Below are 14,021 nucleotides of genomic sequence, written 5' to 3'. Positions count from 1 at the left end.
ATCCCGAATTCTCAAAAACCGGGGTTGTGCTGTTTATCGTAAAACGATAAAAATTCGCCGTTCAACAACAAACCCTTTGGAAAGGATTCCTGAGATGGCTCGTAAAGATCGTACCAGTGTCATTTGCCGTGTTCTGTATTATCTGTGTGCTCTATCCCTCTGGGTGATGCCCGCATTTTTAATCTGGGTCTGGTTTTGTGCCGACCTGATCGCGAAACAGAATGGCAGAATTCCTGTCCAGGCCATTCCCTTTCCGCTGCCGGTATCAACTAAAGTGGGCATGGTTTTACTCTCAGCACTGCTGATCGCACCCACGTACTGGGGGCTGATTTCGCTACGCCGTTTTCTCAAAGCCTGTTGTGCCGAAGATTATCTGGGCACACAAAACAGTCGGCTGCTGAAACGTTTTGCCCTGGGGCTGATGGGCTCTGCTTTATTATCTCCCATCTGCGGAGCGGCGCTCAGTGTGGTATTGACGATGCATAATCCGCCCGGACAGAAAATGCTGGCGATCAGCATCGGTTCGAATCAGTTCATCCTGGCGGGAGTCGGAGCACTGATCTTTCTGCTGGCGAATCTGTTAAAGCGGGCCAGCCTGATCGCGGAAGAACACGCCCAGATCATTTAGACGTCTGGTGACCCGCCGGGAATTCAGCTATAGTAGAATCAGAGCTTAACACGAGTTTTAGCGAGCGAAGCAGGAATCGATGCGAATTTGTATAACACTGGATGTCATGCTGGCCCGACGCAAAGTCACCTCACGCGATCTGGCAAAACACGTGGGAATCACCGAGCAGAATCTTTCGCTGCTCAAGTCGGGGAAAGTCAAAGGGATTCGCTTCGCGACGCTGGAAAAGATCTGTGAATATTTGGAGTGTCAGCCCGGTGATATCCTGCGTTATGAAGCGGAAGCACAGAGTCAGGCAGCCTGAGAGGAGAGACCAGAGTGAAAGTGCATGGCGTACTGGAGACGTCGATTTACGTAGATGACCTGCAGACCGCGGTCGACTTTTATCGGCAGTTGTTCGAATTCGAAATCATGGCGGAGGACCAGCGGTTCTGCGCCATGAACGCCGGCGACCGCAGCGTGTTTCTGATCTTCAAACGGGGTGCCACGCATACCGCAGCCCATCTCGAAGGGGGTGTGATTCCACCCCATGACGGCGATGGCCCGGTCCACTTCGCATTTGCCATCGAACGGGACGACCTTGCCAAATGGGAAGAACGTCTCGTCTCAGCAGGCGTGGAAATTATCAGCCGCATGAGCTGGCCCCGCGGCGGCGAAAGCCTCTACTTCCGCGATCCCGACGACCATGTGCTCGAACTCGCCACCCCCGGCATCTGGCCCATTTACTGAGCTGGGTGAGTCTCCCTCTGTCCGGTTCTGAAACGTCTGCACGATGTTCCGACATCGTCGCAGTCTTGTGATCGCGCGTGAGCATTTTTATACTGGTGTTCATCGGGGCCAAGCCACGTCCCCGGCTTGCAACAGAACAGATGCGCTGCACATTTCCAGGGAGATCAAATACGATGAACTCGGTAGAAGATGAATCAGGCGATTCGGGAGAAGCCCTTCGAACTGAAGAGGGCGAACTTCAGCAACCTGAGGTCCAGAGCCAGAATCCGGAAGAGAGCGCCACCCCTATATTTGAGACGGAAGAATCTGAACAAGCCTCATACCTGTCTCAGCAGATCGAACGCGAAAGTCGCCGCATGCTGCTGGTATCGCTCATCATCGGTCTGTTTATGATCGGCATCGGAGTCGCAGGTTATGCCCAGTACAGTCTGTTTAGTGGCAACTGGCAGAACGGCGTTCTCGAAATTCAGAAGGAAGAGACTGTCAAAGATTTCAGAGTCAAGAATTACGATTATTACGTCAAACACGGTAGGAAACGTCCTGTGGGCGATGAATTTTGGGCTATCCAAAGCAGAATTGAGTCCCTGGAATCCCGGCAGGAGGCGAACCGCGACAAGCGAAGCGAATATCTGGTAATCCGAACCGTCGGATTGGTCATCCTGGTGGTGTCAATCATCCTGGCGCTCATTATGTTTCTGGTGTCGCGCAGCCCACAACCAGGCCCACAACCAGAATGAGACATCCGCTGCGGGCAGGAGTGAAAATAGATCTTCTCTCAAACAGCACTGGACAAAAGGCCTCGACACATGGGCTTCGTTCTGATAAGAACCGCGGCTGAAGGAACGCGTTCACTTATCGAGCCGGAAAGGGGGCCTGCCATGCGTCAGCTGTTATTCACCGTCGTCATCTGGGGACTGACCTGTTCTCTCGTCTCTGCAACCGAAAAGCAGGGAAGTATTTACGAACTCCGAACCATCGAGCTTGCCACTCCCGCTGCTTTAGTCGAGCCGCTGGTCTCCGTTTGGGAACCGGAAAAGACAGCTTCGAAACAGGCACAGACAAACCACCTTTACTTTCACACTCAGGCCGCCCCGTTTCTTCCCTTAGATCCGTCTTCAAATTCAGACGAGTATTACGGGTTATTGCGCGAGTGGGACCATCAACTGGTAATGGAAAGAGCCGCACAGGCGATGGCCGGACAACAAAAGCAGAATCCGCGCCACATCCTTGAAACAGGCGGAGCACTCCTGCTCTCCAAGGCCGAAGAACTGACAGCCGCTCGAATCAGGCAACAGGAAGAATTTCGTCTGCTCAACCTCTATCACGGCTTTCGCCAGCGGTAAGCACTACTCCGGCCACGCCAGCAGGGCGTAGAAAGTTATCTCTTCGGAATACACGCCGCGGGAATCAAAGTCGAGTAGTGTCTGCCTCAGGTCGGCTTCGAAGGAACTCTGCTTTTCTCCCAGGACGGCCGGGGAGGCGAAGGACGTCGAATAGAGATTGCCGATCAGTGTCTCGAGCGTCCACTGTTGTGTGATCCGGGTCTCGAGTTCCTCGATCTGGTAACCCGCTTCCAGCAGGATCTCCTCATGAGGCTGGGACAGTTCGGGATAATTGCCCGAACCTGCACGCCGTTTTTCTCCCAGGCAGCGCTGCAGAACTTCCCGCACCAGTGGGAGCCAGTCCGCAGTCCCACTCCAGATGCTCGTATACCCCAGGATCACCAGCGGCTGTTCGGGACGCAGCCAGCCTCGAATCCGTCGTGATAGTAGTCGGCGGTCCATCCAGTGGAAGGCAGCGCCGATCGTCACCATTTCAAATGTTGTCTCGTCCGCAGAAAAGGCTTCCGCGGTTTCGGAACGCCAGCTGACATTTTCGATCTGCTGCTCCCGCATCTTCGTCAGTCCCGCAGACTGCATCGCAGGATCGGGTTCGACGGCTGTCACTTCGCGAAAGTGAGGCGCCAGCCGTAATGCGATCTCACCGGTGCCGCTACCCAGGTCCAACAGACGCCCTGATCCCGAAGTCGCAGCCCGGTCCCGGATTCGGGCAAGCAGTTCCTCGGGGTAGGGCACGCGATACCGCACGTAATAAGGTACCGTTCCCTGAAAAAGGTCTCTGTCCACCGCCGGGCTCCCTGGTTATACACACTGACAAACATTGTTGATTAGGCTGACAGGGAGTCAGTGTAGTGCAGAGCTGCCGTAAACTTCAATCGAATAACGCCCCCTGGCGTTTTTGATTACCGTAGCGTTCCAGGTAGCCATCGACGCTGAATTTGCGGGCCGTGTTCTGACTGGTCATGTAGCGGATCTTCCCAAAGATCTCCCGCTCGGGGCCCCAGGCACGATCGTATCGGCCCAGGCACCAGAAAATGCCGGAATACGAATTCGGATTCCGCCCGTCGACCGCATACTTGTTGTTGAGTTCGATCATGATCTCCAGCGCGTCCTGCGGAGAGTCCGACCAGTGCAGGATCTTCTTGCCCCACAGCATCCGCATATAATTATGCAGACGGCCTTCGGTCACCAGTTGCGTCTGGGCTGCGTTCCAGAGGGGATCGTGTGTTTTCGCCTGTTCGAACTCTTCCAGCGAGTAAGTATATTCGCGCGGATCGGACGCGTGTTCGTCGAGCGTAGTCTGCGCCCAGTCGGGCAGGGAAGAGTACTGATCGTAGTCATCCCGCTGCCAGCACATGTTGTAACCCAGTTCCCGCCAGGTGATCAGTTCGTCCAGAAAACTTTCCGCTGTCTCACTCATCTGCCACCACCCGGCGCGTTTGCCGGTCGGTTTCTGGTCCATCACCTTTTCGACCGACCACTCTTCCCGGCGGGCGATGGAATCAAACACATCGTGAACCGAGATGTGACCGAAGTGCAGGTAAGGGGAGAGCCCGCTGGTGACTTCTTCTTCAGGCAGGTTTCGTTCGTCTGCGTAGCGTTCGAAGCGGGTATCGAAGAAACGCCGCAGCGCTTTCAGGGCTTCTTCTTCACCGCCGTCAAAGGATGCTGGTCCAACACTGTGATCAAGGGGCAGGTCCGCCAGCACTTCAGGCGTGGCGGTCAGCAGTTCATCGGTCGCCATCGGCCAGCGGTCGAGAATTTTATCAGGCAGCGATTTCAGTTCGGGCAGTTTGATGCGCGCCAGCGGATTGGTCTTAGGCATCTCCAGCAGGTGGGGCGGCAGTTCCTTGTGCAGGAAGCGACGAAATGCATACGCCGTGGGATAAACCTGGGAGGCGGCTCGCAGGGGCAGCAGTCCATTGGAATCGATGGCTTCCAGGCTGACGGGCAGGCGCGGGGCCACGTGGTCCAGCATCCGTGGCAGAAAGAAACAGGGAAAATCATCAGTAACAATCGCGCACGCTTTGTCGGCCAGTGCTTCCAAAAGTCCGGATCCATGACCTGCCTCGGGTTCCACATAACAGTAGTACGTCGCCACAGTCTCTTCAAAGTTCGCTCGGTTATCCGCCATGCCCTGCAGGACAAAACGATGCATCCGGTCGCTGGCCCAGCGATAACCGCAGCGCAAGGCTTCAAACACGACCAGCGGTTTATCCAGTCCTTTTGCCACTTCGACCGCCCGCTCGAGGCTGAAATTAAAACGCGTGCGGCGGTTGGCGATCATCCAGTACAGAACGTAGTCTTCATCGCCCTTCAGCGGAGCCTCATTCAACTGGCGGATACGAATTTCAGGAATGCTCATGCTAACCTCTTCGTTCTTCAGACTGTCCTACTCTGCCTGGTAAACAGAGAGCTGCTTCAGGTCGCGGATAAACATATCCTTCCCGCTGACAGCCAGGTAAGCCCAGGAGTCATCGGCGACTTTGCGCTGATCGAGCAGATCAAATTTCTTCGGGCTGGCTTTGATCAGCAGCAGTTCCCCTTTCTGATCCAACGCCAGAATCTTCTGACCATCGGTGACCATGCTCCAGTATTTGCCATAAGGGGCCGTTGTCCAGACCGCTTTCCCTGTTTTCAGATCGAGACAGGTAAAACGTTGATTTTTCAAATGCAGGTAAATGTACCCGTCCAGGATGATCGGCGATGACATATAACCCTGAATCGCATTCGACCAGAGTTCTTTCACCTGCCACTTTCCGCCGTTGCGGGTAATGTTAAACAGAAACGAACGTCCGCCATAACTGCTGGTAAAGACGGTGTTATTCACAACAGCCGGCGTCAGAATATTCATGCCACGAAAGGCGGGGATCTTCTGTTCCCAGAACACCTGGCCCGATTCCGGATCGACACCCGCCAGGGTAGTCCGGGTCTGAACCAGGATCTGCTGCACGCCATCCAGTTCCGCCAGGCAGGGAGAAGAGAATGCGCTGCCGAACATGCCGCCTCCGTCTTCCAGCACGCGCCAGATGACTTCCCCTGTCAACTTGTTGACCTTACAGAAACCGCCACCGGCCTGCACATACACCGCCTCATCGGTCACGAGGGGAGACGAAGCAAAGCCAAACGAGGGCAGCGAGGATTTGAGCTGCTCGACAAAGTCGAGTCGCCAGAGAATGCTGCCACTGGCCGCATCCAGGCAGACCAGCACATCCCGGATGCCGGCGACATACAGTCGCTCTCCATCAAAAGCGGGTGTGGCGCGGATCCAGTCCCCATTCGCTTTCGCGAAAAAGGGAACACTGATCGCACCGGGCCAGGACTGTTTCCAGAGTTCCTTGCCGGTCTGACGATCCAGGGCCCGGACGACTTCGGTCTCCTCATTGACGGTCTCCGTCACGAACACCCGGTCCGCGGTCACAATCGGTCCCGAATACCCCGGACTCAGAGGTAGCTCCCACCGTAATTTCAGATTCTGTTCGCTCAGTGAATCAGGCAGAGTCGTTCCGGGAAGCGTGCCATCCCGCTGGGGGCCCCGCCACTGAGACCAGCTCTGATCAGGTAGTGTCTGATCCGCACTGGAGGCACTCGCCGTACATAAAATCATAAACACAAGCGACAGTGATATCAGTTTGAATTGATGCATGGGCGACACTTTCCTGCAGGGAACCGAAATGAAAACTGAGAGAGAACAGGTGCTATATTGTGTAAATGTGTTGTAAGATTATATCAGGGAATGGTTTAGCGTGAATTTATACACCTCGAATAAAACTCTTGGATCTCTCAGGCAGCAGCCTCCGAAATCTGTATAGTTATAGACAAAGAGCTCAGATTTAAAGTGGCAAAAATGTTCTGCAATTCAAATTCTGAGAAAAAGCTAAATTCCGATTGTAAAACGAGTTTGGATCATATAATAAACCCCATGACCGCCGCTCTTCCGAGCCCGGTCAGATGCTTTTAGAACTCGTTCTCAAGCATCGCTGTGGAAAGTTGTCTGTCACCTGGCTCTCAGAAGCCGGGAGCACGGGGCCGCTTCCACAGATTACCCGCCAACCGAGTTTTTGAGTTTGAGTTGACTGCCATGAATGATGCGCGCGCCGCTGGGTATCCGCTTTCGTATTTACCCCGTGACCTGACGTCAGGTCTCGTTGTGTTTCTGGTGGCTCTGCCGCTCTGCCTGGGGATCGCCCTGGCATCCGGAGCCCCCCTCTTCTCAGGACTGCTGGCCGGAATTGTCGGCGGTCTGGTCGTAGGATCCATCAGTGGATCGAGTACCAGCGTCAGTGGACCTGCTGCCGGTTTGACAGCCATCGTTGTTGCCCAGATTGCCACCTTGGGATCGTTCGAGGCATTCCTGCTGGCCGTCATGGTCGGCGGCGTGATTCAGATCATTCTGGGAGTGGTACGTGCCGGTTCACTCTCGGCGTTTTTCCCTTCCAGTGTGATTAAAGGCCTGCTGGCCGCCATCGGCGTGATTCTGATCCTGAAGCAGATTCCGCACGTCGTCGGCCATGATACCGACCCGGAAGGGGAGATGTCCTTCACCCAGCCGGATAAACAGAACACCTTTTCCGAATTGCTGACCGTCTTCGAAGGAGACTTCCATTACGGAGCCGCTGCCGTCGGTTTGACCTCAATTCTGCTACTCGTCGTCTGGGGACGCGTCAAGATGTTGAAGAACTCGGTGATCCCCGGTCCGCTGATCGTGGTTCTGCTCGGCGTGTCCATGCATCTGCTGTTCCAGCGTCTCGGCGGCCCCTGGGCGATTGAAACCAGTCACATGGTGCAGATTCCTGTCGCTGAGTCGGCCAAAGATCTGTTGACCTTCCTGACCTTCCCCGACTTTTCGCAGTTTCTGAATCCCGCCATCTATCTGGCTGGTGCGACGATTGCCATCGTGGCATCACTGGAAACGCTGCTCAATCTGGAAGCGGTCGACAAACTGGATCCTGAAAACCGCAACTCCCCGCCGAGCCGCGAACTGGTAGCCCAGGGGGTCGGCAACATGGTCTCCGGCCTGATTGGTGGTCTGCCGGTTACCTCCGTGATCGTCCGTGGTTCGGTTAACGTCAACGCGGGAGCCAAAACCAAAATCTCCTGTATTTTCCACGGGGTCCTGCTGCTGGTCGCAGTCGCGCTGATTCCCATGTATATGAATCTGATTCCGCTGGCAGCCCTGGCGGCGATTCTGCTGGTCACCGGTTTCAAACTCGCCAGCCCCACACTCTTCAAACAGATGTGGTCTGAGGGACGCTATCAGTTCCTCCCCTTTATTATTACGTTGCTCTCCATCGTCTTTACCGACCTGCTGATCGGGATTCTGATCGGCCTGGGAGTCAGTCTGCTCTTCATTTTGAACAGCAGCCTGCGTCAGCCCATCCGCCGTATTCTCGAAACACATGCCGGCGGCGATGTGCTGCATATCGAGCTGGCAAACCAGGTCAGCTTCCTGAACCGGGCTGCTCTGGACCAGATCTTTAATGAGGCAGAGCCCGGCACTAATATGCTGATCGACGCCAGCAACACCGATTACATCGACCCGGATATTCTGAGTCTGATTCAGGAATTCAAAACCAAAATCGGCCCCGCACGCGGCATCTCAGTCAGCCTGCGCGGTTTCAAACGCAAGTATCAACTGCAAAACGAAATCCAGTTCGCCGACTATTCCACCCGTGATCTCAAAGATCAGATTACTCCCGCGCAGGCGCTCAAGATTCTGCAGGATGGTAACGAACGTTTTCACACCGGGAACCGGCTCTCCCGCGATCTCGGCCACCAGGTCAATGCGACGGCAGGAGAACAGCACCCGCTGGCAGTCGTCTTGAGCTGTATCGATTCGCGCGTACCCGCGGAACTGGTTCTCGATCTGGGCATCGGCGACATTTTGAGTGTCCGTGTTGCCGGTAATGTGATCGGCAATAAATCCCTGGGCAGTATCGAATATGGCGTCTCGGTTGAAGGAGTCAAACTGGTGCTGGTACTGGGGCATACCCGCTGCGGCGCTGTCGCTTCCACCGTACAACTGATGTGCGATCACAGCGACCATACCCAGGTCACCGGCTGTGCGCACCTGGATTCCATCGTGCATGAGGTCATCCCCTGCGTCGATGAAGAAGCGTGTGAGCGTCTGGATGAAATGAGCCCCGAAGAGCGGGAGCAGTTCGTCGACGAAGTCGCCCGCCGCAACGTTTATCGCAGCGTGCACGAGATCTCCGCTCGCAGCGAGGTCATCAGGGATCTGGTTCAGACCGGCAAGGTGATGGTCGTCGGTGCTCTGTACGACGTCAAAAGCGGCAAGATGGAATTCCTGACAGAGGAACACTCCACCGTCGAAGCAGGCAGTGCCACCGATTAAGGGGGCTCTGTTACCGGCATTACAGGTACCCGATCGCGTTAATGAAAACGTGATCGGGGCATCAACACTGCTCGACTCAAAATCGCAGTGCGATTTCAATCTGTCCCGCTTCCGAGATGGTTCCCCCACGATGGACCTGCACCTTCCCATTGGCCGGCTTGACCGTAAACGGCTGCCCCTGTTTTCTGCGGACTGTTAATTGTGAAGTGGTACAGGTAAAGTCACCAGCCTTAATCTCCAACTGCGGACCGGCACTGGTCTGAACCGCCCGTAGACGGACCAGCTCATTCCCGCCTTTTGGTTTCTGATTCCCTTCCGATGCGGGGAGTGCGCACATCAGGAGCAGGCAAATCACCAGGGTGAGGACTGTTTTGGCTTTGAACATCTTCAAACTCCTTTTTTAAATGTTTGAGAACATTATCGCTGATGTTGTGACCTGACGGGCATGATGATTTGAGCTGACTGCGATGTTTCACTTCCCCGTCTATCCCTTACGAAACGACCGGACCATCTCCCGGATACTGCAGCACTTTTTCCTGTCCGTTAAAAGAGATCAAAATCTGTCTCTGCTCAAACAGGACGCTCAGTTGACAGCTTCCCGCTATTCCGTGCCGGGAACGGAGGGCGGCGGATCGCCTCTCTTTTAAAAGTTCCACCACATACTCTTCCAGGACCAGCCGAAAAGCAAACCATTCCTGCTCCGAGAATTCCTGTTTCACAATCTCCGGTACATCCAGGAGCTCTCGTTGCACTGCCCCCGAGAGTTGTGTCTCGGATTCGGTTTGAATTTCGAAGCGATGCAGTGGAAACTTCATCAGAGTCAGACTATGTCTCTCAAGGAACTGTGATTCAGCACAGATATGGTCTCTCGGCAACTGAATTGATAATCCGTCTCCGGTCAGTATAACAGGAATCATTCAGATTGTGCGCACAGATTTCCGGAATCGAGTGCCTGCCGCGCAGCACCGAATGAGGTTGTCACTTCAGGGATTGACTGCTGCCTGACAGACGATGATCTGCTTTGCAGAGTTTTCTGTGAAAGGCTCACTGTCATAACTGCCCCACTTATCGACAACAGTGAAACCATTTTGTCGACAGAATTCAGCAAGGTCAGTGGGAAACAGGCACCGCATCTCAACGTCTTTTACTTTGAGCTGTCTGTCGTCTGCCTGTCGACGATAGTCGAGCTGAAAGCGGAGTACCCGACTCTTCGGGGCATACTCACTGCGGGCATATACAGAGAGCGTGCCGTCAGTCCGCGTCTGCATTTCCTTAAACAGGTAACGCTGATCCCAGGTCCGGGCCAGTCGGGCAGGATCCGGGTTAAATACATCAATCAGAAACAGACCCGCAGGTGTCAGGCAGCGACGGACCGCTTGAAAACAGTCGTCGATCTGCTGATCGTGCAGTAAGTGCTGCAGGGCATTGGTAGCGCAAAAAATCAGCTGGTAAGTGCGTGGCGTCTCCAATTGACTGAAGTCCCCCTGGAAGAACCGGATCTGCTCACACTCACAGGTCTTTGCCCTGGCTCTGGCCCGGTCGAGCATCGACTCTGAGAGATCGATGCCGTCTATATCGACCCCCGCGCGGGCCAGGGGAATCGTGATCCTTCCCGAGCCGCAGCCCAGCTCCAGCACAGGGGAGCCGAAACGCTGCGCTGCAGCCAGAAAAAAAGGGATTTCGAAAGTGCGATCTGCAAACTCCTGATCGTAAAAGTCCGCATCCTCAAAGTCCGCATCCTCATAAAGTTGCAGGCAGCGTTCCAGGCTTTCATCCATCGGTCAGACCCCGTTGGATGTGGAACAGGCAGGAGATCACGGTGACGTCCGATCGATCCGAACCAAACACGGTCGCTGGAACTCCCAGTACGTTGTGATTCTGCAATAGCTGCTCAAAGGGAAGGTTGACCGTCGCGTAATATCCGGACTCGGGCGGCTCCCACTCCGGGGCAAATTCGTGAATGGCGGCACTCAGTCGCTTCCATTCCTGATGAAACAGATTCCGTAAGCGAGCAGGCAGCCCGGTATTTTGAAGCAGGGCAGGGACCCAGTTCGTAGAGAATTCCCCGGGCGAAAGGGACACACTCTCCAGGAGTTCAGGCGGACCGACCGCCAACCCCCAGTGCTCGGGCAGCAGCCAGGGCTTGGAGAGCGAGAACAGGCACAGGCATTGGTTCGACGCCAGAAGTTTCGCATAGATGCTGTGATTCGGCTCATATGCATAGGCAGCATCGACGATCAGCAGTCGCCTGGCGTCAGCAGCCAGCCAGTTCTGGACCGTTGTGATTTCTGCAGCGGAAAGGTACCGACCCACGGGAACCGCAGGTTGAGTCAGCAGTAAAACCTGACGCTGTTCTGATGTTGCAGACAGGGCCTCCCATTCCCAATCGGGAAAAGTGTGATACGTCCGCGCGGGGTAGTCCCCCAGTAAACGGTGATAAACGGGATACACGTCGCAGGGAAAGAGAAATTCCGCCGCTGCCTGTTTGAGTTGTTCGATCAGTTGCGCGAGAAGCTCACGCACTCCTGTACCGGGAATGGATTCCAGATGTTGTAAATCAAACCCCGTAACCTCCTGCCAGGCCGCGAGTGCCTCTGGCAGCGAATATTCCTCTGTTGTCTGCGGGATAGCGGGTACCAGCCCGCTCAACGCCTTCTGTGTATTCATGCAGTCCAGTCGAAGTGGATCGGTCTGGAGAAATGTCTCTTTGGCCGCGCGGTATTTCTGGTAATTCATGGGATTTCAATTTCACTCCTGCGATCTTCCAGCGAAGTCAGACAGCGGCCGTCAGCCATGATGTTCCAGCTGCGGCAGAGACCATGCTTCAGTTCCCAGAGCAGGCTGGGTTCGGTATACGCGGCAACGCGCAAAGACTCGGACCCCAGTTTGCCGGTATAGATGGGAGCGCCCCAGGGAAGTTCCCCCGTCTGTTCCCAGTCATGCTGTTGAAGATATTCCAGCAGGACCTGGAGTGGTACCTGGTGGTCGGCACTCCACTCGTTGGCAGGACGCGAATAGTATACGGACTCGACACTCGAAGAGACATACAGTTCTTTGAAGCAGACTTCGTGGATCTTCAGCGCTGCCGCCCAGTGCAGGTAATCTTCGATCGCATCCCCGTTCTCGATCCCTCCCTTTTGTAAAACGCAAATGAGCCGTAATGCGAGCGCAGGGAACCGGTCGGGCCGTTGCTGGAAGCATTCTGCAATGCGGGCGATGTCGATTTCCAGGTTCATAATCTGACGGTTGACTGCCGGATCGAAGTGATGGTGTGAAATTGCCAGTGTCGTCAGCTCGGCTGCCTGCAACTCCTCGAGATAAGCCAGTCGCTCAACGGGAGACATCTCGGTCAGCACGTAACCGTTGGTAATCAGCACCACTTTCTCCGGGAACCAGGCGGCGGACAGTCGAATCAGGTCCAGCAGTTTTTGCCGCGGATAGAGCGTCGGCTCTCCTCCGCCGGTGATCACAGCCCGCTGTGCGCCACGGGCTTGGGCAGACCTCAGAATATGTTCGATGTGTGCTAAATCGAGCGTTCCCTTATCCTGTTCCACCGAGGCAGAGGATTTGGAAAAACAGAACGCACACTTCGCCTGGCAGCCGATGGCAATCGGTAACACTGAAACCGAACGGGGCACTAGCTCGCTGAACTCAGGCAGATTCCGTTGCAGAATAGACAGCGATCGTGCTATCGCTTCTTCAATCGCAATTTCCTGGAGTGTCAGATCAGCGCGGATCAGGTAGACACGATGTAAGCGAATGGAATCACTCAGGATGTAGTGTCCCAGTCCCGTCTGTTCCGTTACATGCAATTGCTGAGGATCGACGCACGTTTCCAGTACCAGCAACTGATCGTCAGGCAGCTTCAGTTTTTCCAGCAGACGGTTGTTTTTGTCGATGCCGATCTGCAGCTGATCGCGTTCCAGTAGATGGAATTTATCAGTAAACCGGCTCTCGGCAATACGGGCTTTGGAGTACGCACGACTGTATTTGTCATACCCGCGAGCGAAATTGGACAGCACCGTGACGTGATAACGTGACTCTAACCGGGTTTGAGCCGGCGCTGACTGGCTGAGTTGGATTAATGTCGTCATCGAACTCTCTCCTGTAGATCGGCAGATGGATCACTGCCTGATTACTGAAACGATAGTGTAGAGAAGACACTAAGTCAACGGGAGATGTTCATTTTTATAGAAATTGTTATTGACGTTAAAGCGATGTCTCGACAGCGGGCTCGGCATCTGTTGTGTCAAACGGACAGAGCAGGCGGCGTAAAGTCGCCTCGGTCAGTGCTTCAGGAGCGAACCAGGTGACACTGCCGTCATCAAATAAAACGTGCGCACCATCCGGTTCAAACTGCTGATTCTTACTGAGCGTCAGCACTTCGTCCAGGGTGACGTCATTGGGCTGGCTCCATGCACCGTACAGATTGGGGATTTCCAGCAGCAGAATGTGACGTTCATCCTGATTCGCCTCCAGCGGCAGACGACGGCATTCACCAGAGGGGCTCCAGTAAGTCTGCGCGCCGATCACGGCCGCTAATTTTGATTTCTGAATAACCTCTCTGTCATCAGTGGAGACCAGCATGGTAAAGAGATTGGCGTTATCCAATGCCGCCTGTCGGTTGGCAGGGCTGAACCAGGGTTCGTTGAAAGTATACACATAAGCCGGTGGCTGCGTCCTGCCTTGCGATTCCAGCCAGGGCAGTAGCATCGCCCGCCAGCTGTGAATCGACCTGCCTCTCTCGTCCGAAATGACCACAGGGGGCAGGCATCCATACTCAGCCTGGTATTCATGACAGGCCAGTCCTACCAGTTTCAGTTGATTGCGAAAACGTTCTCTGTGTCCCCCGTTAACAACCTGTTTTGTCTCCGGAATGATCAGCATGGTCAGGATGGCGAGAATCACCAGGATAGTGATGATCTCACCGACACCGATCAGAAATCGTTTCTGCTTCGCCATGGTCGCC

15 protein-coding genes are annotated in these 14,021 nt (G+C 54.8%); 6 read left to right on the top strand and 9 right to left on the bottom strand.

What is annotated here, in order from left to right; all coding sequences use genetic code 11:
* The first annotated feature begins 94 nt into the window (after window positions 1-94).
* The 5 genes from RID21_RS26810 (at window position 95) to RID21_RS26790 (ending at window position 2,700) form a co-directional block, all read left to right on the top strand.
* Window positions 95-628 (top strand): DUF2975 domain-containing protein, encoded by a 534-nt coding sequence (locus RID21_RS26810; protein WP_350194308.1) that lies wholly within the window; start codon window positions 95-97, stop codon window positions 626-628.
* 79 nt (window positions 629-707) lie between these two features.
* Complete coding sequence (locus RID21_RS26805) at window positions 708-932, top strand: helix-turn-helix domain-containing protein (protein WP_145042764.1); 225 nt, start codon at window positions 708-710, stop codon at window positions 930-932.
* Between the two features lie 14 nt (window positions 933-946).
* Window positions 947-1,357: a VOC family protein gene (locus RID21_RS26800; protein WP_145042762.1), complete on the top strand. Its 411-nt coding sequence runs from the start codon at window positions 947-949 to the stop codon at window positions 1,355-1,357.
* 173 nt (window positions 1,358-1,530) lie between these two features.
* The gene (locus RID21_RS26795) at window positions 1,531-2,094 is read left to right on the top strand and encodes a hypothetical protein (protein WP_350194306.1); all 564 of its coding nucleotides are present in this window, start codon (window positions 1,531-1,533) and stop codon (window positions 2,092-2,094) included.
* A 141-nt stretch (window positions 2,095-2,235) separates the two neighbouring features.
* Complete coding sequence (locus RID21_RS26790; protein ID WP_350194304.1) at window positions 2,236-2,700, top strand: hypothetical protein; 465 nt, start codon at window positions 2,236-2,238, stop codon at window positions 2,698-2,700.
* A gap of 3 nt (window positions 2,701-2,703) precedes the next feature.
* On the opposite strand, the gene RID21_RS26785 is transcribed toward RID21_RS26790, so the two are convergent.
* From RID21_RS26785 to RID21_RS26775, 3 genes are all read right to left on the bottom strand, one after another.
* Window positions 2,704-3,483: a class I SAM-dependent methyltransferase gene (locus RID21_RS26785; protein WP_350194302.1), complete on the bottom strand. Its 780-nt coding sequence runs from the start codon at window positions 3,481-3,483 to the stop codon at window positions 2,704-2,706.
* Window positions 3,484-3,568: 85 nt separating this feature from the next.
* Window positions 3,569-5,062: a cryptochrome/DNA photolyase family protein gene (locus tag RID21_RS26780; protein WP_350194300.1), complete on the bottom strand. Its 1,494-nt coding sequence runs from the start codon at window positions 5,060-5,062 to the stop codon at window positions 3,569-3,571.
* Window positions 5,063-5,089: 27 nt separating this feature from the next.
* Window positions 5,090-6,343: a PQQ-binding-like beta-propeller repeat protein gene (locus RID21_RS26775; protein WP_350194298.1), complete on the bottom strand. Its 1,254-nt coding sequence runs from the start codon at window positions 6,341-6,343 to the stop codon at window positions 5,090-5,092.
* Between the two features lie 435 nt (window positions 6,344-6,778).
* On the opposite strand from RID21_RS26775, the gene RID21_RS26770 reads away from it, so the two are divergent.
* A complete protein-coding gene (locus tag RID21_RS26770) occupies window positions 6,779-9,052 on the top strand; it encodes a SulP family inorganic anion transporter (protein WP_350194296.1) in 2,274 nt (757 codons plus the stop codon).
* 76 nt (window positions 9,053-9,128) lie between these two features.
* Here the strand turns inward: RID21_RS26770 and RID21_RS26765 are convergent, their stop codons facing one another.
* The 6 genes from RID21_RS26765 to RID21_RS26740 all read right to left on the bottom strand — a co-directional run bounded on the left by RID21_RS26765 (window position 9,129) and on the right by RID21_RS26740 (window position 14,014).
* Window positions 9,129-9,437 (bottom strand): hypothetical protein, encoded by a 309-nt coding sequence (locus RID21_RS26765; protein WP_350194294.1) that lies wholly within the window; start codon window positions 9,435-9,437, stop codon window positions 9,129-9,131.
* A 106-nt stretch (window positions 9,438-9,543) separates the two neighbouring features.
* Entirely contained in the window at window positions 9,544-9,867 is a 324-nt protein-coding gene (locus RID21_RS26760; protein WP_350194292.1) for a hypothetical protein, read from the bottom strand.
* Between the two features lie 168 nt (window positions 9,868-10,035).
* Entirely contained in the window at window positions 10,036-10,830 is a 795-nt protein-coding gene (locus RID21_RS26755; RefSeq protein ID WP_350194290.1) for a class I SAM-dependent methyltransferase, read from the bottom strand.
* Window positions 10,823-11,788 (bottom strand): aminotransferase class I/II-fold pyridoxal phosphate-dependent enzyme, encoded by a 966-nt coding sequence (locus RID21_RS26750; RefSeq protein ID WP_350194288.1) that lies wholly within the window; start codon window positions 11,786-11,788, stop codon window positions 10,823-10,825. Before RID21_RS26750 ends, RID21_RS26755 begins: the two co-directional genes overlap by 8 nt.
* Window positions 11,785-13,146 carry a radical SAM protein gene (locus RID21_RS26745; protein ID WP_350194286.1) on the bottom strand — a complete coding sequence of 454 codons (1,362 nt, stop codon included), beginning with the start codon at window positions 13,144-13,146 and terminating at the stop codon, window positions 11,785-11,787. Before RID21_RS26745 ends, RID21_RS26750 begins: the two co-directional genes overlap by 4 nt.
* Window positions 13,147-13,261: 115 nt before the next feature.
* Window positions 13,262-14,014: a DUF1559 family PulG-like putative transporter gene (locus tag RID21_RS26740; RefSeq protein ID WP_350194284.1), complete on the bottom strand. Its 753-nt coding sequence runs from the start codon at window positions 14,012-14,014 to the stop codon at window positions 13,262-13,264.
* Between the last annotated feature and the right edge of the window lie 7 nt (window positions 14,015-14,021).

The organism is Gimesia sp., assembly GCF_040219335.1.
GTDB lineage: Bacteria > Planctomycetota > Planctomycetia > Planctomycetales > Planctomycetaceae > Gimesia.
Note: the sequence above shows the minus strand (reverse complement) of the source record. Positions and strands in the feature narration are given on the sequence as shown.

Excerpts from the sequence above, each read along its gene's own strand:
- RID21_RS26810 (WP_350194308.1), top strand. The coding sequence starts at position 95 with ATGGCTCGTAAAGATCGTACCAGTGTCATTTGCCGTGTTCTGTATTAT.
- RID21_RS26805 (WP_145042764.1), top strand. The coding sequence starts at position 708 with ATGCGAATTTGTATAACACTGGATGTCATGCTGGCCCGACGCAAAGTC.
- RID21_RS26795 (WP_350194306.1), top strand. The coding sequence starts at position 1,531 with ATGAACTCGGTAGAAGATGAATCAGGCGATTCGGGAGAAGCCCTTCGA.
- RID21_RS26790 (WP_350194304.1), top strand. The coding sequence starts at position 2,236 with ATGCGTCAGCTGTTATTCACCGTCGTCATCTGGGGACTGACCTGTTCT.
- RID21_RS26780 (WP_350194300.1), bottom strand. The coding sequence starts at position 5,062 with ATGAGCATTCCTGAAATTCGTATCCGCCAGTTGAATGAGGCTCCGCTG.
- RID21_RS26775 (WP_350194298.1), bottom strand. The coding sequence starts at position 6,343 with ATGCATCAATTCAAACTGATATCACTGTCGCTTGTGTTTATGATTTTA.
- RID21_RS26770 (WP_350194296.1), top strand. The coding sequence starts at position 6,779 with ATGAATGATGCGCGCGCCGCTGGGTATCCGCTTTCGTATTTACCCCGT.
- RID21_RS26765 (WP_350194294.1), bottom strand. The coding sequence starts at position 9,437 with ATGTTCAAAGCCAAAACAGTCCTCACCCTGGTGATTTGCCTGCTCCTG.
- RID21_RS26760 (WP_350194292.1), bottom strand. The coding sequence starts at position 9,867 with ATGAAGTTTCCACTGCATCGCTTCGAAATTCAAACCGAATCCGAGACA.
- RID21_RS26755 (WP_350194290.1), bottom strand. The coding sequence starts at position 10,830 with ATGGATGAAAGCCTGGAACGCTGCCTGCAACTTTATGAGGATGCGGAC.
- RID21_RS26750 (WP_350194288.1), bottom strand. The coding sequence starts at position 11,788 with ATGAATTACCAGAAATACCGCGCGGCCAAAGAGACATTTCTCCAGACC.
- RID21_RS26745 (WP_350194286.1), bottom strand. The coding sequence starts at position 13,146 with ATGACGACATTAATCCAACTCAGCCAGTCAGCGCCGGCTCAAACCCGG.
- RID21_RS26740 (WP_350194284.1), bottom strand. The coding sequence starts at position 14,014 with ATGGCGAAGCAGAAACGATTTCTGATCGGTGTCGGTGAGATCATCACT.